Source organism: Magnetofaba australis IT-1, from assembly GCF_002109495.1.
In the GTDB taxonomy this organism is placed as follows: Bacteria; Pseudomonadota; Magnetococcia; order Magnetococcales; family Magnetococcaceae; genus Magnetofaba; species Magnetofaba australis.
In genome coordinates this window covers 179761-200275 of sequence record NZ_LVJN01000016.1, presented here as the reverse complement: position 1 = coordinate 200275, position 20515 = coordinate 179761, and the positions used below count along the sequence as shown (strand labels likewise).

General features: G+C 63.0%; 18 protein-coding genes. 4 read left to right on the top strand and 14 right to left on the bottom strand.

The window, feature by feature from the left end:
• Positions 1-184 precede the first annotated feature (184 nt).
• The 10 genes from MAIT1_RS06040 to folD all read right to left on the bottom strand — a co-directional run bounded on the left by MAIT1_RS06040 (position 185) and on the right by folD (position 11455).
• Positions 185-2848, bottom strand: a complete 2664-nt coding sequence (locus MAIT1_RS06040) for a HAMP domain-containing methyl-accepting chemotaxis protein (RefSeq protein ID WP_085441403.1) — start codon at positions 2846-2848, stop codon at positions 185-187.
• 1088 nt (positions 2849-3936) lie between these two features.
• A complete protein-coding gene (locus MAIT1_RS06035) occupies positions 3937-4980 on the bottom strand; it encodes an IS110 family RNA-guided transposase (RefSeq protein WP_085441402.1) in 1044 nt (347 codons plus the stop codon).
• Between the two features lie 217 nt (positions 4981-5197).
• Positions 5198-5629 carry a BLUF domain-containing protein gene (locus tag MAIT1_RS06030; RefSeq protein ID WP_085441401.1) on the bottom strand — a complete coding sequence of 144 codons (432 nt, stop codon included), beginning with the start codon at positions 5627-5629 and terminating at the stop codon, positions 5198-5200.
• Between the two features lie 14 nt (positions 5630-5643).
• Entirely contained in the window at positions 5644-6435 is a 792-nt protein-coding gene (larB, locus tag MAIT1_RS06025) for a nickel pincer cofactor biosynthesis protein LarB (RefSeq protein WP_085441400.1), read from the bottom strand.
• 27 nt (positions 6436-6462) lie between these two features.
• Entirely contained in the window at positions 6463-7485 is a 1023-nt protein-coding gene (gene thiL, locus MAIT1_RS06020) for a thiamine-phosphate kinase (RefSeq protein ID WP_158089335.1), read from the bottom strand.
• 2 nt (positions 7486-7487) lie between these two features.
• Entirely contained in the window at positions 7488-8003 is a 516-nt protein-coding gene (gene nusB, locus MAIT1_RS06015) for a transcription antitermination factor NusB (RefSeq protein WP_085441398.1), read from the bottom strand.
• Positions 8004-8035: 32 nt separating this feature from the next.
• Positions 8036-8497 (bottom strand): 6,7-dimethyl-8-ribityllumazine synthase, encoded by a 462-nt coding sequence (gene ribH, locus MAIT1_RS06010; protein WP_085441422.1) that lies wholly within the window; start codon positions 8495-8497, stop codon positions 8036-8038.
• Positions 8498-8537: 40 nt separating this feature from the next.
• Positions 8538-9776 carry a bifunctional 3,4-dihydroxy-2-butanone-4-phosphate synthase/GTP cyclohydrolase II gene (locus MAIT1_RS06005; RefSeq protein ID WP_085441397.1) on the bottom strand — a complete coding sequence of 413 codons (1239 nt, stop codon included), beginning with the start codon at positions 9774-9776 and terminating at the stop codon, positions 8538-8540.
• 117 nt (positions 9777-9893) lie between these two features.
• A complete protein-coding gene (locus tag MAIT1_RS06000) occupies positions 9894-10589 on the bottom strand; it encodes a riboflavin synthase (protein ID WP_085441396.1) in 696 nt (231 codons plus the stop codon).
• Positions 10590-10597: 8 nt separating this feature from the next.
• Positions 10598-11455: a bifunctional methylenetetrahydrofolate dehydrogenase/methenyltetrahydrofolate cyclohydrolase FolD gene (folD, locus tag MAIT1_RS05995; RefSeq protein ID WP_085441395.1), complete on the bottom strand. Its 858-nt coding sequence runs from the start codon at positions 11453-11455 to the stop codon at positions 10598-10600.
• A gap of 200 nt (positions 11456-11655) precedes the next feature.
• On the opposite strand from folD, the gene MAIT1_RS05990 reads away from it, so the two are divergent.
• Positions 11656-12987: a nucleoside recognition domain-containing protein gene (locus MAIT1_RS05990; RefSeq protein ID WP_085441394.1), complete on the top strand. Its 1332-nt coding sequence runs from the start codon at positions 11656-11658 to the stop codon at positions 12985-12987.
• 613 nt (positions 12988-13600) lie between these two features.
• On the top strand, positions 13601-14002 hold the full coding sequence (locus MAIT1_RS05980) for a GNAT family N-acetyltransferase (RefSeq protein ID WP_158089334.1): 402 nt from the start codon (positions 13601-13603) through the stop codon (positions 14000-14002).
• Positions 14003-14023: 21 nt separating this feature from the next.
• Here MAIT1_RS05980 and MAIT1_RS05975 read toward each other — a convergent pair whose 3' ends face one another.
• The 4 genes from MAIT1_RS05975 to MAIT1_RS05960 all read right to left on the bottom strand — a co-directional run bounded on the left by MAIT1_RS05975 (position 14024) and on the right by MAIT1_RS05960 (position 17994).
• A complete protein-coding gene (locus tag MAIT1_RS05975; RefSeq protein ID WP_085441391.1) occupies positions 14024-14638 on the bottom strand; it encodes a LysE family translocator in 615 nt (204 codons plus the stop codon).
• Between the two features lie 39 nt (positions 14639-14677).
• Positions 14678-15808: an ABC transporter permease gene (locus tag MAIT1_RS05970; protein ID WP_085441390.1), complete on the bottom strand. Its 1131-nt coding sequence runs from the start codon at positions 15806-15808 to the stop codon at positions 14678-14680.
• Positions 15809-15810: 2 nt separating this feature from the next.
• Positions 15811-16740, bottom strand: coding sequence for an ABC transporter ATP-binding protein (locus tag MAIT1_RS05965; RefSeq protein ID WP_085441389.1), 930 nt, complete (start codon positions 16738-16740; stop codon positions 15811-15813).
• A 279-nt stretch (positions 16741-17019) separates the two neighbouring features.
• Positions 17020-17994 (bottom strand): HlyD family secretion protein, encoded by a 975-nt coding sequence (locus tag MAIT1_RS05960; RefSeq protein ID WP_085441388.1) that lies wholly within the window; start codon positions 17992-17994, stop codon positions 17020-17022.
• A 246-nt stretch (positions 17995-18240) separates the two neighbouring features.
• Here MAIT1_RS05960 and rpiB point away from each other — a divergent pair, with 246 nt between their 5' ends.
• Together rpiB and glyA are read left to right on the top strand one after the other, a co-directional pair.
• Positions 18241-18696 (top strand): ribose 5-phosphate isomerase B, encoded by a 456-nt coding sequence (gene rpiB / locus MAIT1_RS05955; protein ID WP_085441387.1) that lies wholly within the window; start codon positions 18241-18243, stop codon positions 18694-18696.
• Positions 18697-18927: 231 nt separating this feature from the next.
• Positions 18928-20199, top strand: coding sequence for a serine hydroxymethyltransferase (glyA, locus tag MAIT1_RS05950; RefSeq protein WP_085441386.1), 1272 nt, complete (start codon positions 18928-18930; stop codon positions 20197-20199).
• Positions 20200-20515: the final 316 nt, after the last annotated feature.

Below are 20515 nucleotides of genomic sequence, written 5' to 3'. Positions count from 1 at the left end.
ACGTTCGGCGAGCTTGCGCTGACTATTGGCCGCCGACTGGTCGGCGGCGGGGTCTGGGGGCCGCGCCCCCAGCGGGTGTGGGCGGCGCCCACGGTGTGGCCTTTGATCTTAGGGGAGTTTGAGGGCGCAGCCCTCAATATCTTTCATCGTCCAAAATTAAGCCCTCATGTGCTCACGAGTTGAGTCACGCCCCCAGCTTGAAGCGTCCCGCCACTTCGCTCAAGCGCGCGCTCATCTGAATCAAATCGCTGGCCTGGGTGGCCACCTGCTGGCTCACATCGCGCATATCCACCGCTTCGCGTTGCACGGTCTGCGCATTGCTCTCCAACTCGCTGGCCAATCCACGAATCGCCGTCACCTCGGTGGCGATGTTGGAGCTGTCGGCAAAGGCGTCGTTGACATTCTCGGTCACATCGCCCACCTGCAGCACGGCGGTGGAGACGCTGGCGCTCACTTCGCTGATGGCGGTGGTGATCTCGCTGGCGTTGCGATTGGTCTCGGCCACCGCTTCGGTCAAAGAGATCACTGTATTGGTCACATCGCTGTTCTGCGCGGTGACCGCCACCATGGACTCGCCCACCTCCGACAGAGTGACATGCTGTTCGCCCACCTCATTGAGAATCTCGTTGTTGAGTTGATGCACGCCCGTCACCAACTCACTGATCTCCTTGGAGACCGTGGCTGATTGGCCTGCGCCCTTCTGAATGCTTTCGACGCTGGCGATGATCTGCTCGGTGGCGGCGTTGGTCTGTCCGGCCAGCTCCTTGACCTCGGTGGCCACCACCGAGAAGCCTTTGCCCGCCTCCCCCGCGCCAGCGGATTCGATGGCGGCGTTGAGCGCCAGCATGCCGGTGCGATCAGCGATCTCCTTGATCAATTTCACTACCCGACCGATATCGCGCGACTCCACACTGAGCTCCTGCATGATGCGCAGGGATTCGTCGGAGCGCTCATGAGCCAATTGGGATTGCTTTGAAGCGCTGTCGCAGCGCTGGCGCACCTGTCCCAGGGAGACGCCCAGTTCGCTGACGGCGTCGGCGGTGGACTGCAGAGCGGTTTGACTGTCATGGGCCGAGCGTCCCACCGACTCCAACCCGGTGGAGAGTTCGGTGACCGACTGCGACACCATGCGCAGGTTGATGCTGGCCTCTTCGGCGGCGCTGGCCAGTGTGGTGAGGTCCGACGCCACCAGATGCGAGGCGTCGTTGATTTTCCGCATGCGGGCGTTGGCCGAACTGACGGCCGCGTCGGTGACTTGCAGATTGCGCGTCATCGCCGCCACCGAGCCGTTCATGCCATCCACCTGCTTGAGGGTCTGCGCCGAGGCGCCGCTCAAATCGTGGCTGACCGACTGCATGGTCTCGGCGCTGCGTCCCAGGCTGCGGGTTTCGCTCTGCACCGTCTCCAGCACCTCTCTGAGCTGCGCGCGCATATTGCGCAGCAGGCCGGTCAACTGGGTGATCTCATCACGCCCACGCGCCACCGCGTCCACGGTCAGGTCGCCTTGGGCGATGGCTTTGGCCAGATTGCCCAAACGTCCCAACGGACGCGTGATGGAGAGGGTGAGAATCCAAGCGATCAGAACCGAAAGAATCAGGGCGGCCAGGGTGATCACCACGCTGGCGCGCATCAGATTATCGGAGATAGCGTGGGCTTCTTGGGCGCTGGCGGCACTGCCCTGCTCCACCACGCTCACCACTTTGCCAAGCTGCTCGTCCATGCTCTGGCTGGCCTCGGACAAACGCGCTCGTTGCACCTGCGCCGCATGGCGGCTCTCCTGCCCAATCAGATGCGCCGCCATGATGCCTTCGGCCAACGGCGTCAACTGCTCCTGACGCGCGGTGTTGATGGCGGTGAGCAGGTCCCGTTGATCCTGCGCATCCACCCACATCACCTTGTTCTTGGGGTCGAACGAGCCATCGAGCAGCGCCTTGATCCAAAATTCGGTCTTCTCAATCGCCGCATCGAACCCTGCGCGCGCCTGCGTGCGCCCCGCATCATCCTCAGCGGCGGCGTAGCGATTCATCGCCAGGCGCGCCAGGGTGAAATTCAAACGAATGCGCACGGCGATATTGACCCAGGTGTTCTCCTTGCCGATCAACTCTTTGACCGTATATCCGGCGGCAATGCGCTGATCCATGCGCTCCTGAGTCAACTGCGCGAACTGATCCGCATTGGCGAAAATGGCGTCAAACGCCTGCTCGAACTGGGCGGCGGCCTGAACCTGACTGGCATGCGCGGCGCTGGCCTCCTGCGCTTTGGCGCGCACCTGCTGCAACACCGGGAAGAAGTTGGCGGCATAGAACGCCTGCGCGCTCTTGACCTGGGCCGCCAACTCTTGGAACAGCGCCCTATCAGGGTGTTCGGCATGCTCTTCGCGCAATATCTCCTGGAACTTGCGACTCTGCTGCTCAAACCCCTGCTTGGCCTGTTCAATGCGGGTCCACTCCGCTTGCAACCGCGTTGCGTTGCCATAGGCCTCCAACAGGTTGGCCGCCATCACCTGCTGCTTGAGCAGATTGGCGCCCATGGCGTTGGCCGCCGACACCATCTCGTTATTGACCAGAATCTGCTCGCCCTTGTGGGAGATTCGCTCCATGCCCCAGCGCCCGCCATAGGCGATCACCATCAGCGCGACGATCACCACGGCAAATCCCAGCGCCAGACGTGGCCCCACTTTCAGCAGTCGCAACGCTGGCAGCAGCGCCTCAACGCCGCCCTTGGGCGGCTGCGCGCCATTGTCGTGGCTCCTCTGAGCGGCAAGTTTGGGTCCCGCAGCGATGGCGTCCCTGTTGGGGACCTTCACCGAATGGGCGTCACGAGGGTCGATGGGGGCGCGAATGTTCATGGGTGGCGGCTCGATGGGTAATGGATAGGCGCGCCAGACGTCGTCGTTACCGGACAGGCAAGCGCACAACTCGACGGAGGCGAGAATAGCAACAGTTGATCACGGGACGCCTTGGCGCATTATGCAACGCGCCAAAGGTTATGCTGTATTACAGAAGGTTCGTGAAAACGGTGTGAGCGGGGAGTGGAATCTTCTTCGCAAAGACGATTTACCAGGGTTATGCCGGGGAAATGGAGCTGGGCGTAACAGAGAGCGTTATATAGTCGCCGCAGAAGAGAATTAGACATTTGAAGCGAGAAGATATCGAGGGCTCCGCCCTCGAGCTCCCAAGATCAACAGCTACACCGTGATTCGGACCATCCCTGGTCCTCACCCTTCGGGCTCGCTGCGCGAGTCCGATTTGGCATTCCTGCCAAATCGTGGGCTCCGCCCATGTATGGTCCGCTCCGCCACGGCAAGAGAAAATGTCCACTGATGTGTGAGGCTTAGTCGCGCCCATGTATCCGGCCTGTTGATGAGGGGCTTGTCGCCCTCTGGCCCTGATGGAATTCGCGCGTGGCCCTCCTCAACACACCCTCGGCCTCTATGGGCCCTTGGGCGAAACAGGTTCTTGACCACGCAGGGCTATGCCGTTTCACGCCATCAATCTCGACTCTCTCTCGCAACCTGGCTGGTGGGATCTCTTTCTCTTTCCTTATCGGCCTGTTTTTCTTTTAGAGTTGTATTGCGCTCTCTCTACACAGCGGCGCTGGCCCCATAGGCCTCCTGCTTCACCAGCATCGCCCATGTATGGTCCGCTCCGCCACGGCAAGAGAAAATGTCCACTGATGTGTGAGGCTTAGTCGCGCCCATGTATCCGGCCTGTTGATGAGGGGCTTGTCGCCCTCTGGCCCTGATGGAATTTGCGCGTGGCCCTCCTCAACACACCCTCGGCCTCTATGGGCCCTTGGGCGAAACAGGTTCTTGACCACGCAGGGCTATGCCGTTTCACGCCATCAATCTCGACTCTCTCTCGCAACCTGGCTGGTGGGATCTCTTTCTCTTTCCTTATCGGCCTGTTTTTCTTTTAGAGTTGTATTGCGCTCTCTCTACACAGCGGCGCTGGCCCCATAGGCCTCCTGCTTCACCAGCATCGCCCACGCGCTGCGCGCCATGCGGTTGGCCAGCGCCACCACTGCTCTATTTGCGCCGCGACGTTCCGACACCGACACTGCCCACTGGCTGCGGCGATCCGGCTTGTTTTCACACACGCGCAACGCCGCCCGCGCCCCATGGATCAACAGGGTGCGAAGATAACCATTTCCCCGTTTGCTGATCCCCGTCAGCCACGCCTTGCCCCCTGTGGAGTGCTGATTCGGAACCAACCCTATCCATGCCGACAGCTCCCGGCCATTCTTAAACGCCCGCACATCCCCCACCGACGCCAACAGCGCCGTCGCCGTGATCGGTCCCACTCCCGGGATCGTCATCAGCAATCGACACTGCGGCTCCGCCTTGGCCAGCGCCTCAATCTCACGCTCATATTTGCCGATGCGCTCATCCAAATGCGCCAGCTCATCGCGCTCATCCTCCAGAATTACGCGAAAATTGGCGCTCATTTCCGAGCTCTCATCACTCAAAATCAGCACAATCGCCCGCCGCGCCTGTTTGATGCTCTTGGGAAAGACAATCCCATACTCGGCAAGCAGTCCGCGAATCTGGTTCACCAACGCCGTGCGGTTCTTCACCGCCAGACTGCGTATCCGATGCAGCGACAATATCTCTTGCTGGGCAACGCTTTTGATCCCCACAAAACGCATATTCGGACGCTGTACCGCTTCACATATCGCCTCAGCGTCCACGCTGTCGTTCTTGTGCCGCTTCACGTAGGGCTTCACATATTGCGGCGCCATCAAACGCACATCATGCCCATATCCCTGAAATTTCCGCGCCCAATGGTGGGCGCCGCTACTGGCTTCCATCCCCACCAGGCACGGCGGCAGTTGCGCCATGTACTCCAGGAGCTCGTCTCGTTTCAGTCGCTTCTTGAGAACGCTTTTGCCGCGCGCATCCACGCCATGCAACTGAAACACGCTCTTGCCCAGATCAATACCCAGTACCCGTACCTGTCCGTTTTCGATATGATTGCTCATGGTCCGCTCCGACTCCGTTTAGATGGAAAAACACACCACCATCTTGGCCCATTGCGAGGCCGTTTGGGTAGCGGAGCGGACCATTCCATTACACCCGCTTAAGGGTCACAGACCCTTAAGAATCCCGCCTCCGGCCAGCCGGAGGCCAATAGTCAGCGCAAGCTTTACCTGTGTCACACAAACATTGAGGAGCCTGTGCAATTCTGAATTGCGGTGACTATACCGCAAAGCTCTCTTGGACGAAGGGGACCAACGCATCGAGCAGGTTTTGCGCATCGACGGCGGAGAGTTGCGCCAAGTGGGAATAGGTGTTGAGCGCATAGCGATCGCTCAACCCCACCGACAGGCTGGAGAGGGGAATCGCGCCCATGGACCAACGGCCAAAGCGGCGCTGCGGGATCTCATCGATCCAGATGGTGCGGACATCCTTATGGCGCGAGTCACGTTTAATGGCGTCGTAGAGGGTCACCACGGTCTGTTTGGGACCTTCCAGACACTGCATGAACAGATTGTCATTGTGCAACAGCGCGCCGGTGATGTCGTGGGTGGCGTTAAAGCGCTGGGCAGTCTCCAGAATCGCCGTCAGATCACCCTCTTGGATGCGCGGCTTGCTGATGTAGAGCAGGGCGTAGAGCGGCTCATGGGTCATGACGAGACTCCTGATCAATCCACAGCAGGCGGAGTAGAGGCGGCCAGGCGGTTGATCAATCCGGCCACATATCCGGCGCCGAATCCGTTGTCGATATTCTGCACGGTGACGTTGGCGCTGCAACTGTTGAGCATGCCCAGCAGCGCCGAGAGACCGCCAAAGCTGGCCCCATACCCCACCGAGGTGGGCACGGCGATGACCGGCTTATCCACCAGTCCCCCCACCACTGACGGCAGCGCCCCCTCCATGCCCGCCGCCACCACGAACACATGGGCGGTCTGCAGCAACTCATGAGCGGCCAACAGTCGATGCAGTCCCGCCACTCCGGCGTCGTAGTGGGTCTGCACCCGCGCGCCCAACATGCGCGCGGTCAGCGCGGCCTCTTCGGCCACCGCCGCATCGCTGGTGCCGGCGCACAGCACCGCCACCAGTCCAATCGGCTCGATGTCGCTGGGGGTCTCTCTATAGAGACAGCGGGCGGTGGCGTTATGGTGCAGTTGGGGAAACAGTTCCAGCAGAGCAGCCGCGCGCTCGGGAGCCACGCGGGTGACCAGCAGGTCGCGGTCGTGGGGCAGCGCGCGGGTGAGGATCGCCTGCAGATGGTCATCACGCTTGCCCTCGGCCAGAATCACCTCGGGAAAGCCGTGACGCAGTTCGCGCTGGGTGTCGATGCGCGCCACCACGCCGTCGGCGCCGTGGGCCACCGGATCGGCGGGAAAGCCCTTGAGCCGCGCCATGGCGGCGTCGACATCACTGTGGCCCGCCGCCACCGCCTCCAGCAGTTGACGCAATGTTTCGGAATTCACATCGCCCCCGATTGGTCGCGTGGAGAGTTAGAAGTGGGTCCAGCCGCTCTTGCCCAGAGTGAACGGCTCGCCATGCTTGACCACCTCCACCCGGCTCTCCTCGCCCTGAGGCAGGATCTCGCCGATTTCGGTGATGCTGATGTCCAGGTCGGCGGTGATGCGCGCCAGCAGCTCCACCGCGCCGGTGGCCACGGTGAACAGCAGTTCATAATCCTCGCCGCCGGTGATCAGCAGCGACTCCAGATCCGCCGACGCATTGACCGCATTGCGCGCCGCCTCGGACAGGGGAACCCGCTCCAGATCGATGCGCGCGGAGACGCCGGAAGCCTGGCAGATGTGTTTGAGATCCGCCGCCAGGCCATCGGAGACGTCAATGCAGGCGTTGATCACGGCGGAGTCCTGCAGCGCCAGACCCAGCGGCACGCGCGGTTCGGGCAGTTGATGGCGGCGCATCAGATAGGCGCGATCATCGGCGCTGGCGATCTTCAACTGACCCAGACGCTGGGCCAGACCCAGCGCCGAATCGCCGATGGTGCCGGAGACGAACACCCGGTCCCCGGGTTGGGCGGCGGAGCGCAGTTGCGCGCGATCCTGCCCCAACAGCCCCATCATCTGCATATTGATGGCGATACAGCCTTTGGAGGCGGTGGTGTCGCCGCCGATCAGCGACACGTCATACAGCGCCAGCGCCTCTTTGACGCCGCGCGCGAACTCCTCGGCCCAGCTCAATTTGGTCGAGGCCGGCAGCGCCAGCGACAGCAGGCACCAGTGGGGATTGGCGCCCATGGCGGCCATGTCCGACAGGTTGACCCGCACCGTCTTCTGACCCAGCAGGAAGGGGTCGGCGTCGGAGCTGAAGTGCACCCCCTCCATGAGCATGTCGGTGGTCACCGTCAACTGCTGGGTGCGGGGGATCTGCAACACCGCCGCATCGTCGCCCTGGCCCACTTTCAGGTTGTCGTCGCCCGACCCCTGCAGCGGCGCAAACAGCGTGTTGATCAGGCCGAATTCGCCCAGCGCGGCGATGGTTTTGTTGCTCTCGTTGCTCAACCTTATTCCCCCCATTGCCGATAGGGCGCCGCGTCCGCATCACGAATCAGCGCGGCGACCCGATCCAGCACCCCATTGACGAAGCGGCCCGACTGCTCGCTGCCGAACCGTTTGGCCACCTCAATGGCCTCATTGATGATGACATTCAGCGGCGTGGCCGGTTCATACAGAATCTCATGGGCGCCCACACGCAGAATATTGCGCTCGATTACCGATACCCGCTCCGGGGTCCAGTTGTCCACCGCGCGAATCACCCAGCCATCCAGCATCTCGCGCCGGTTCCACACCGCCGGCATCAACTGGTGGTAGTACTCCATATCGGCGCCTTCGGCGTTGCGGTCGTCCGCCGCCTCGCGCGCGGCGCGATCCACCGGCGTGCCCGCCACTTCACAGGCGTAGAGCGCCTGCAGCGCCAACTCGCGGGCGCGATGGCGCGGCCCGCGCGTGGCGTAACGCCCTTTGCCGCCGCCTTTCGGCGGCGCATCCTGTTCCGATCCGTGGTTCGAACCCTGACTCATGGGCCGCTATCCTTGTGCGCCAAACGAACGGCTTAAAACGCCTTGAGCAGATTGACCATCTCCACGGCGGAGATGGCCGCTTCCCAACCCTTGTTGCCCGCCTTGGTTCCGGCGCGGTCGATGGCCTGCTCCACACTATCGGTGGTGAGCACGCCAAACGCCACCGGCACCCCCGACTCCAGGCTCACCGCCGCCACCCCTTTGGTGACTTCCGACGAAACGTAGTCGAAGTGGGGGGTGGAGCCGCGAATCACCGCGCCGAGGCAGACCACGGCGTCGAACTTGCCGGATTTGACCGCCTTTTGCGCCGCCAGGGGGATCTCAAACGCGCCGGGCACGCGGGCGATGGTGATGTCCCCCGCCGCGCCGCCGTGGCGCTGAATGCAGTCCACCGCGCCCTCCACCAAACGTTCGGTGATGAAGCTGTTGAAGCGGCCCACAATCAGGCAGTAGCGATGGCCGGTGGCCGACAGGTTGCCTTCGATCTGCGTCATCTCGCTCATAAAGACGGTTTCCCTCGGGTTGGGAGAGTGATTACTCGCCATCGCCCAGCGCGGCGTCAGAGCCGAACTGGCGCAGCATGTGGCCCAGTTTGTGTTTCTTGGCCTTCAGGTAACGCTCATTGATCTCACCGGCGGGCATCTCGATGGGCACGCGATCCACCACATCCAGTCCATAGCCCTGCAAGCCAATGATCTTCTTCGGATTGTTGGTCATCAATCGCATGTGGCGCACGCCCAGATCCTTGAGCATCTGCGCGCCGATGCCATAGTCGCGCAGATCCGCCTGGAAGCCCAGCTCTTCGTTGGCCTCCACGGTGTCGCGCCCTTGGTCTTGCAGGTTGTAGGCGTGCATCTTGTTGATCAGGCCGATGCCGCGCCCCTCCTGACGCAGGTAGAGGATCACCCCACGACCATCGGCGCCGATCTGCTCCATGGCCGCGCGCAGCTGCGGACCGCAGTCGCAGCGCAGCGAGCCGAACATATCGCCGGTCAGACACTCGGAGTGCACCCGCACCAGCACCGGCTCGCCGTCGTCGACGTTGCCTTTGACCAGCGCCACGTGCTGATTGTCATCCACATCGTTGGTGTAGACGATGAGGTTCCAGTCGCCGCCGTAGGCGCTGGGCAGCTTGGTCTCCACCGCGCGGTGCACCAACGCCTCATGCTCGGTGCGATAGGCGATCAGATCATCAATCGCGCCGATCTTGATGCCCATCTCGCGGGAGAACTCCAGCAGATCCGGCAGACGCGCCATGGAGCCGTCGTCCTTGAGGATCTCGCAGATCACCGCCGCCGGTTTGTGCCCGGCCAGACGCGACAGATCCACCGACGCCTCGGTGTGGCCGGCGCGCACCAGCACGCCGCCGTTCTTGGCCACCAACGGGAACACGTGGCCGGGGCGCACGATATCCTCGGGGCGGCTGTTGTCGTCGATGGCGGTGGCGATGGTGTGGGCGCGATCGTACGCCGAGATGCCGGTGGTGACCCCCTCCTTGGCCTCAATGGAGACGGTGAAGGCGGTTTTGAACTTGGCGTCGTTATCCACCACCATCAGCGGCAGGCGCAGATAGTCCACCCGCTCCTGGGTCAGCGCCAGACAGATCAGCCCGCGGCCATATTTGGCCATGTAGTTGACCGCTTCGGCGGTGCAGTATTCAGCGGCGATGATCAGATCGCCTTCGTTTTCACGATTCTCGTCATCCACCAGAATGACCATCTTGCCCTGGCGGAAGTCGTCCAGAATCTCTTGGGTGGTGTGCAGTTCAGACATCGTTTTTCCAGGTTAGCGCGCGTCCCGAATTCGGCTTGGGAGGCGCTTTACCAGCAGCGCGCGCAGATGGCGCCGCCGGTCAGGGGTGTGGGGAGCCTGCCCCACAGCAACTTAGCTTCAGGCGAAACCGCGATCCCGCAGGTACGCTTCGGTGAGTCCGCCGCCGGAGCCGCCCTCATCGCTGGAGGCGTCGCCTTTGGCGCGACAGGCGCCGCCGTGTTTGAGCAGGCGCTCCACATAGCGGCCCAGCAGGTCGGTCTCGATATTGACCTTGCTCCCGGCGCTCAGATTCCCCAGGGTGGTCTTCTGCTGGGTCAGCGGAATGACGTTGATGGAGAAGCGGGTGGCCTGATCGTCGTCGATCACCTCATTGACGGTGAGCGACACGCCATCGATGGCGATGGAGCCTTTGGGGATAATATAGCGTCCGAACGCCGCCGGGACACGGAACCATATTTGCGTGGAGCGTCCGCGCGGGGCGATGCGCTCCACCGCCCCCACCACGTCCACGTGGCCCTGCACCAGATGGCCGTCCAGGCGGCCGCCCAATGCCATGGCGCGCTCCAGATTGACCGGACGGCCCGGGCCGATGTCGGGGAACCAGGTTTTGCCCACGCTCTCCTGGGAGACCTCCACGGTGAATGTGGCGCCGCCCATGGCGATCACCGTCAGGCAGGCGCCGGAGACGGCGATGGAGTCGCCCAGTTTGACCTCGCCCATGGGCAGATCGCTGGACACGGTGAGTTTCCAGTCGCCGCTGGACCGCTCCACCGACGCCACCGCGCCGACAGTTTCGATCAAACCGGTAAACATGCGCTATCTCAGGCCACGCCGTGGGCGCGTTTGGCGCCTTCCACGGTGTTCTTGAGCAGCATGGCGATGGTCATGGGCCCCACCCCGCGCGGCACCGGCGTGATGGCCGAGGCCACCTCCTGGCACTCGGCGAAGTCCACGTCGCCGCACAGTTTGCCGTTCTCATCGCGGTTCATGCCCACGTCGATGACCACCGCGCCGGGCTTGATCCAATCCTTTTTGACCATTTTGGCGCGCCCCACCGCAGCGATGAGGATGTCGGCCTGACGGCACTCGGCGGCCAGATCGGCGGTGCGCGAGTGGCACACGGTGACGGTGGCGGAGGCGGCGATAAGCATCATCGCCTGGGGCTTGCCGACGATATTGGAGCGGCCGATCACCACCGCTTTTTTGCCTTTGGGATCGACGCCGTCCTCTTCCAACAGCTTCATCACCCCCCACGGGGTGCACGGCATGTAGGTGGGATCGCCGGTGGCCAAACGACCCACATTATACGGATGGAAACCGTCGGCGTCCTTAGAGGGGTGAATCGCCTCGATCACCTTTTTGTCGTCGATCTGCTTGGGCACCGGCATCTGCACCAGAATACCGTTGACCTTGGGATCGGCGTTGAGCTGGTCGATCAGCGCCAACAGATCCGCCTCCGTGGTGTCGCCGGGCAGCTCGTGGCTGAAGGAGGCCACGCCCACCTCTTCGCAGGCCTTCTTTTTGTTGCGCACATACACATGGGAGGCGGGATCATCGCCCACCAGCACCACCGCCAGACCCGGCGTAAATCCATGTTTTTCCTGCAACTGGGCCACCTCTTCGCGCAGCCCGTCGCGCACTTGCTGGGCAATGGCTTTGCCATCGATGATTTGAGCCATGGGATCCCCCCTGGTTGCCGGTGATGCGGCGCATTGGTCTGTCTGCAAGCGGGTCTTATAGCATGACGGGCGTAAAAAAACCAAAGAATCCAGCGCGCAGGGGATCGACAACGGCGGCGCATTGGCGTCACAATGGCCCGGCAGGGACTCTCTAACCATTTCCGCACGCCCTTTCTGAATCGCAATCCAGGATACATTTCATGAACGGCGTTTTTCTCGCATTGATCAGCATCGCCTTCGCGATGGCCGCCTTCCATCAGCTATTTGGTCCGCCCATCGGCGCCGACGGGGTGGAGCCCATGCAGGCGCTCTCTTTGGCCGCCATCGACAGCGCCGAGGGCGCGGTGGAGCTGGCGTTGAAGCTCATCGGCGTGATGGCGCTGTTCCTGGGCTTGATGAAAGTGGCCGAGAAGGGCGGTCTGTTGGCGATCCTGGCGCGCCTGATCCGCCCGCTGATGACCCGTCTGTTCCCCGAAGTGCCGCCAGATCACCCGGCCATGGGCGCCATGATCATGAACATGGCCGCCAACGCCCTGGGGCTGGGCAACGCCGCCACCCCCTTCGGCATCCGCGCCATGCAGGCGCTGGACTCGCTCAATCCCCACAAAGGCACGGCGACCAACTCCATGGCGCTGTTTTTGGCCATCAACACCTCCTCGGTGACGCTGCTGCCCACCGGGGTGATCGCCCTGCGCGCCGCAGCGGGCAGTTCCGACCCGGCGTCGGTGCTGCCCACCACCCTGTTCGCCACCATCTGCTCCACCGCCGCCGCCATCTTCGCCGCCTTCGCCTATCAGCGCTTCTTCCCCAAGCCGCCGCCGGATCCGGACTTCATGGAGGATGACGCCTTCGTCGCCGAATCGGAAAAGCAGGCCTACGACGCCATGGATCTGGATCCCACCGCGCGTCACGCCGCCGCCGCCGCGCAGACCGGTTATCCCACTTGGGTGTCGGCGGCGTTCCTGCTGCTGATTGTCGCCTTCATTCCCCTGGCCATCGTCTATGGGCAGATTATCTCCCCCTGGGTGATCCCGGTGCTCATCGTCGGCATGTTGGGGTTCGGCGCCTCGCGCGGAGTGAAGGTCTACGAAGCCTTTGTTGAAGGCGCCCGCGAAGGTTTTGACGTGGCGGTGCGCATCATCCCCTATCTGGTGGCGATTCTGGCCGCCGTCGGCATGTTCCGCGCCAGCGGGGCGATGGATCTGCTCATCGGCGCGCTCTCCCCCATCACCAGTCTGTTCGGCCTGCCCGCCGAGGCGCTGCCCATGGCCCTGCTGCGCCCCCTCTCCGGCTCCGGCGCCTACGGCGTGATGGCGGAGATTCTGCACAATCCAGCCATCGGCCCCGACAGCTACGTGGGCATTCTAGTGAGTACGCTGCAAGGCTCCACCGAGACCACCTTCTATGTGCTGGCGGTCTACTTCGGCGCCGTGCGCATCCGTCGCGCCCGCCACGCCCTGGCCGCCGCGCTGACCGCCGATCTGGTGGGCATCATCTCCGCCGTGGTGATCTGCTCCATGCTGTTCAATTGATGCCGGTTGCTCTCAATAATTGATGGGTGATGAAAGATATCGAGGGCTTCGCCCTCGAGCTCCCAAGGACTACACCGTGGGGCGCCGCCCCACATCCTGCCGCCGACCAGTCGGCGGCCAATAGATTGATGCGGGTTGCCGACATTTTGACTTAACTGACTCTTGACGATTGAAGATATTGAGGGCTGCGCCCTCAAACTCCCCTAAGGTCAAAAACCAAACCGTGGGGCGCCGCCCCACACCCCGCTGGGGGCGCGGCCCCCAGACCCCGCCGCCGACCAGTCGGCGGCCAATAGTCAGCGCTCGCTCACCCTGCGTCACGCAAACATTGGTCGTCTTGCGCCATTTCGGTTTCGCATGGCGCTCTCTGTAAAAGTGAACACAGGGTTGCTGGAAGATATCGAGGGCTGCGCCCTCGAGCTCCCCTAACAACCACACCGTGGGGCGCCGCCCCACACCCCGCTGGGGGCGCGGCCCCCAGACCCCGCCGCCGACCAATCGGCGGCCAATAGTCAGCGCTAGCTCACCCTGCGTCACGCAAACATTGGTCGTTCTGCGCAGGTTTGGTTGCATATCGCGCTCTCTCCTTTTTATTCATTTGATGGAGAATTTCGTGGAGCCTCTGACTTTGCGCCATGCGCCGCCCTCGGCGGAGATCTATAACGCCCTGCGCAGCGCCGTGGGCTGGCCCGCCATCGACCCCGCCATCACCGCCCCAGCGCTGGCGGACTCCCGTTACGCCGTCACGCTCATGGCGGGGGATCAACCCGTCGGCTGCGGGCGCGTCATCGGCGATGGGATCTACTATTACATTCAGGACGTCATCGTCATCCCCGACTACCAGGGACGCGGCTGCGGCGCGCAGATCGTCGACGCCCTGATGGCGTGGCTGCAACAGAACGCCCCCGGTCGCTTCATCGGTCTGATGGCGGCGGCGGGTAAATCCCGCTTCTATGAGAAGTACGGTTTCGAAGCCCACGACGCCGACCGACCCGGCATGTCGCGCCGCGCATGATGGCGGCGACAGCTCAGCCGGTTAATGGAGTTGCGCGTCTTTCCAAGCCAGCAACACGGCGGTGGCGATCAAACACGCCGCCGCGGCGCGATGGGTCCAGAACGCCGCCCGCGACTGCATGCGCGCGCCCACCCAGGCGGCAAAACGTCCATAAGCCAGCAGATATGCGCCATCGATGAGAAGATAGAGCGCGCCCAAAATGGCGACCTGTGGCGCCAACGCCTCCTGCAGATTGAGGAATTGCGGAAACAGCGCCGCGAAAAACACCACCGCTTTGGGATTCACGGCGGAGGTGAAGAAGCCTTGCAGGTACATCCGCCGCCAACCGGGGGCCGCGCTATCCGCCTGACAATGGGGAACCGATCGCCCCGCCAGACGCCACTTCTGCGCCGCCAAATAGATCAGATACGCCACCCCGGCCCATTTGATCGCGGTAAATACGTCCTCTGACGCAATGATAATCCCGGCCAAGCCAAAGCCCGCCGCCATGATCTGCAACGCATTGGCGCTCAGATCGCCCCATGCGGTTGGCCGCGCATGGGCAAACCCGTAGCTCACGCCATTGGCCAGCATCAGCAGATGGCTGGGGCCGGGCGTGGCCAGGAACAGCCACACCACCGTGATATACTCAACCATTACCCCTGGATTCACCACGTCTCCTTAAGCAAGCGCGCATCAATCCAAAGTGCGCTTATAGAACTTCGCCCCCAGCGCCATCACCACCAGCATGAACAGCGCAATGGGCCACATGTGCGGAACCAGATCCGCCGCCGTCGCCCCCTTGAGCAGAATCCCCCGCACCAGCCGCAGGAAGTGGGTCAACGGCAGCACATTGCCGATGGCCTGCGCCCACTCCGGCATGCCGCGAAACGGAAACATGAAGCCCGACAGCAGGATCGACGGCAGGAAGAAGAAGAACGTCATCTGCATCGCCTGCAACTGATTGCGCGCCACCGTGGAGAAGGTCATGCCCAGGGTGAGATTGGCGGCGATGAACAGCAGCGCCACGCCATACAGCAGCAACAACGACCCAATAAACGGCACGTGGAAGATGAACCGCGCCGCCAGCAGAATCAGCGAAATCTGCAACAGGCCGATGAGGATGTAGGGCAGGATCTTGCCGATCATCACCTCCAGCGGTCGCGCCGGGGTGGCCAGCAAATTCTCAAAAGTGCCGCGCTCGCGCTCACGGGTCATGGCCAGACCGGTCATCAGCACCATGGTCATGGTGAGAATCACCCCCATGAGCCCCGGCACGATATTGTGTTGGGTGATCCCCTCCGGGTTGTAGCGGCGCTGCACCCGCACCTCAAACGCCGCCGGACCCGTGCGCAAAGAGGTCAGCGGGCCGCTCAACTCCCGATTGAGCACTCTCTGGCCGAGGGTGGTGAGCGCGCCCAGGGCGTTGCTGGTGGCCGCCGGGTCAGTGGCGTCGGCCTCCAGCAGCAGCGCCGGACGCTCGCCGCGCACCAGGCGGCGGGAGAAGTTCGCCGGAATGGTGAGGACGAACTGCACGTCGCCGCGCAGCAGCAGAGCGTCGGCCTCCGCTTCGCTGGCGGCCTCGCCGATGATACGAAAATATTCACTGGTCTTGAGCGCCTGCACGAAGGCGCGGGTGAAGGCGCTGTGGTCGGCGGCGCGGATGGCGGTGGGCAGATGTTTGGGGTCGCTGTTGATGGCGAAGCCGAACAGCAGCAGTTGCATAATCGGGATGCCCACGATCATGGCGAAGGTGAGGCGGTCGCGCTTGAGTTGAATGAACTCCTTAAGCGCGATCCCAAACAGCCGATGCAGCGAGCCGCCCATGGTCAACTCCCCTCCTGCTGGCGGAAATAGCGCTCCATGAGGGTGATGAAGACATCCTCCAATCCCGCCTCAATGCGTGTCCAGCGCAGGCGGCTATCCCGCTGAAACGGCGTCAGCGCGGCGTCGAGCCGCTCGGCGTCGGGGCCGATGACGTGCAGCCGCGTCCCGAATGCGGTCACCTGCTCCACCGCCTCCAGGGCGCGCAGTTGCGCGGTCAGATCATTCAGCCCGCCGGATCCGCTCACCTCCCACGCCGCCAACCCCTGACTGGCCACCACCTCGTCGATGGAGCCGGTGACCAGCAGTTGCCCCCGGGCGATATAGGCCAGTTTGTGGCAGCGTTCGGCCTCGTCCATGTAGTGGGTGGAGACCAGCACTGAGACCCCTTCGGCGGCCAGTTTGTGGATCTCGTCCCAGAATTCGCGCCGCGCGCTGGGGTCGACCCCGGCGGTGGGTTCGTCCAGCAACAGCAGACGCGGTTGGTGCATCATGCAGGCGGCCAGGGCCAGACGCTGTTTCCAACCGCCGGAGAGCGCCCCGGCCAGTTGGTTGCGGCGCTCCACCAGCCCCAGCTTCTCCAGGGTTTCGGCGACGGCTTGTTTGCGTTTGGGCATGCCGTACATGCGGGCGATGAAGTGGAGGTTTTCGCTGATGGTGAGGTCTTCCCACAGGGAGAAGCGTTGGGTCATGTAGCCGACGTGGCGTTTGATGGCGGCGGTGTCGCGCACCACGTCGAAGCCGAGGCACTGGCCAGCGCCGCTATCTGGGGTGAGCAGGCCGCAGAGCATGCGGATGGAGGTGGTTTTGCCGCTGCCGTTGGGGCCGAGAAAGCCGAAGATCTCGCCTTGCTGCGCTTGCAGGGTGAGATTGCGCACGACGTGTTTATCGCCGAAATGCTTATTGAGATCGCGCACATCAATGGCAAGGGACATAAACAGGCTCCAAAGAAACCAGAACTGTACAAAACGGCCAATGTTTGCGTGACGTAGTCTGAGCTTGCGCTCACTATTGGCCGCCGACTGGTCGGCGGCGGGGCCTGGGGGCTGCGCCCCCAGCGGGTGCAGGGCGGCGCCCTGCTGGGTCCAGGGCAAAGCCCTGGCGGGCCCCCGGCAGCGCCCTCATGGGGTTTGGGGCAAAGCCCCAAGGTTTGGACTTTGGGAGCTCGAGGGCGCAGCCCTCGATATCTTTCATCATCCAAACTTTTCCGCCGCCTAAGGCGTCTCCCCCAACCACACATCCAACGGCTGCCCCACTGTGAGCTTCACCGCATCCGCCGGATCGGGCTTGGCTTCGGCCATGATCACCAGCTTGTCGCGGGTCTCCTGACTGTAGATCACCGGCGGGGTGTATTCGGCTTCCGGCGAGATATAGACGATGGTGGCGGCAATGGGCGCGCCGCAGCCGTCACAGCCCAGGCGCACTTTCGCCCCCACCTGCACGCCACCCAATAACGGTTCCGGGATGAAGAAGCGCGCCTTGCGGTTCTCCGGCGGCAGGATGCTCACCACCGGCTGACCCGCCGCCACCCACTCGCCGGGTTCATAGTAGGTCTGCTCCACCAACCCGCCTTGTGCTGTGGCGACGCTTTTCTGATCCACCCGCCACTGCGCCTGCCGCAGAGCCGCTTGCGCCGCCGCCACATTGGCTTCGGCGGCGGCGATGGCGTCGGGCCGCGCGCTGAGTTCGGCCACGCGCAGACGCGCCAGCAACTCCGCCACATGGCCGCGATTGACATCATCCTCGGCCCGCGCCGAATCCAGCCGCTCTTGGGAGAGCGTTTTGTCGCGCACCAGCTTGGCCACCCGGTCCAGCTCGATGGAGGAGAGTCGCCGTGAGGCTTCCGCCTGGGCCAGTTGCGCGCGAATCACTTTCAACTCTTCGGCGCGTTGACCCGACTGCAAGTCGGCCAACTGCGCCTGCGCCGCGCGCAGTCGCCCGGCGGCCTCATCACGCTGGGCGGTTTCGCTGGCGCGCTCCAGTGCAAACGCCGTCGCGCCCGCTTCAATGGTCGCCCCGCGCTGCGCCGACAGGGTGGTCAGCTCCCCCGCCAAGGGCGCGGCCAGACGGACGTAATCGCCCTCCACATAGCCTTGCAGAGGCGCATCACCGATCGGCCCATCGCCACCACACCCGGCCAAAGTCAAGGCCGCCACAACTATTCCACCGCGCAGCAATCGTGAGATCATCAGAATTTCCCATCCAAGAACCGCCTGGAACACCGAAATATTGGCCACAATATTACCACTGTTTACAGGGCAACGGGGTATGCGAAACCTGTTTTCCAACGCTGTGCGTCATCCCCGCGTGGGCGCTTGTTGCGCATCCGCCAACCAATGATTGCTTCCAACCGCGCTTTCCCCTAGAATATTCGCCTCCTTGATTCCCCCCAACGGCCGGGCGCTGTGCGTTCCGCCCCCAGACAGGAGGCCGCCATGCGCATTCTGGTTGCTTGTGATCACGGCGCTTTTGAGTTGAAGGATAAAGTCCTGGCCCAGTTGCAGGCCGCCCCCGGCGTGGAGGTGGTCAACCTCGGCGTCGACGGCCCCGATTCGGTGGACTATCCCGACTACGCCGCCAAGGCGTGTCAGGGCGTTCTCAACGGCGACGGCGAGCGCGCCGTGCTGCTGTGCGGCACCGGCATCGGCATCAGCATCGCCGCCAATCGCTATCCGGGCATCCGCGCCGCCTTGGTGCACGATGAATATGGCGCGCGCCTGTGCCGTCAGCACAACGACGCCAACGTGCTGGTGCTGGGCGGACGCACCACCGGCCCCAATGTGGCCGAGGGTATCGTCCGTGTGTGGTTGGAGACCGAATTCGAAGGCGCCCGTCACCAGCGCCGGTTGGATAAGATTGAGTCCAATGCGGCGGAGTACTTGAAACGCTGATTCTCAATCTTTGGCAAGATGAAAGATATTGGGGCGTTGCCCCAAACCCCACCAGGGCTTTGCCCTGGACCCAGCAGGGCGCCGCCCTGCACCCGCTGGGGTCGCGGACCCCAGACCCCGAAAAATCCCGCCATAAATGTCGGGATTTTCCAATTTTACGCCCCAGCGTATGACGCACAATTGCGCACGTGAGACGCCACTGAGCGTTTGTTTACCAAAAGGACGACCGCCATGAGCCAGCCCACCGATCTGAGCCAGTTCGACCCCGAAATCCAAGCCGCCATCGACGCCGAACTCGGTCGCCAAAAGCACGAGATCGAACTCATCGCCTCGGAAAACATCGTCAGCCAGGCGGTGATGCAGGCGCAAGGCAGCGTGCTGACCAACAAATACGCCGAAGGCTACCCCCACAAGCGCTACTACGGCGGCTGCAAACACGTGGACGTGGCCGAAGATCTGGCCATCAGCCGGGTTAAGGAGCTGTTCGGCTGCAACTACGCCAACGTGCAGCCCCACTCCGGCTCCCAAGCCAACATGGCCGCCTATCTGGCCCTGGGCAAGGCGGGCGACACCATTCTGGGCATGTCCCTGGCCCACGGCGGTCACCTCACCCATGGCGCCACCGTCAACTTCTCCGGCCAAGTGTTCAATGCGGTGCAGTACGGCCTCAACCCCGAGACCGAAACCATCGATTATGATCAGGTGGCCCAACTGGCCCGTGAACACAAACCGCGCATCATCGTCGCCGGGGCCTCGGCCTATAGCCGCGTCATCGACTTCCCCAAATTCCGTGAAATCGCCGATGAAGTGGGCGCCGATCTGGTGGTGGACATGGCCCACTTCGCCGGTCTGGTGGCGGTGGGCGAACACCCCAGCCCCATCGGCATCGCCGACATCGTCACCTCCACCACCCACAAAACCCTGCGCGGCCCCCGCGGCGGCCTGATCCTCACCAACCGCGAAGATCTGGCCAAGAAGATCAACTCCAAGATTTTCCCCGGCATCCAGGGCGGCCCGTTGATGCATGTCATCGCCGCCAAGGCGGTGGCCTTCAAAGAGGCGCTGCAACCGGATTTCAAACAGTACATCCAGCAGGTCAAAGCCAACGCCACCGTGCTGGCCGCCACCCTGGTTGAGGGCGGTCTGCGCATCGTCTCCGGCGGCACCGACAACCACCTGATGCTGGTGGACCTGACCAGCCGCGACATCACCGGCAAGGCCACCGAGCACGCCCTGGAGCGCGCCGGTCTGACCTGTAACAAGAACGCCATCCCCAATGATCCGCGCAGCCCCTTCATCACCTCGGGCATCCGCCTGGGCGCCCCGGCGGCCACCACCCGCGGCTTCAAAGAGGAGCAGTTCCGCGCCGTGGGTCAGATGATCGTCAAGATCGTCGATGCGGTGGACGCCACCGGCGGCGAAGGCGATGCGGCCATTGAAGCGGAGATCCACCAGCAGGTGGACGCCCTGTGCGAGCAGTTCCCGCTCTATCCGAATCTGTAATTCCGCAGCGCGCCCGGCAACCTTTTGCCGGGCGCGCTGTGTTCCTCACGTCACTGCATTCAATTCCAGCCATATACCACGCCCAATATCCTGCCTCGACTTGTCATATTTCAGTGGCGTGCGCCCTATCCTGGTTTTATAATTCTCCATATTATCTAGTGGATTTTCATTCTGAAGTCAGACAGTGATTGCAGCGCCAGAAAAACGCCACGCATTGTAGCGTGCGCTGTACAGAGTTTCCCAAGTGTTCTAAAAGCCCAATTCTTGCTAAATCATTCCAGATTTTCGCCAACCCTGTTCGCGCGCAATCGCAATA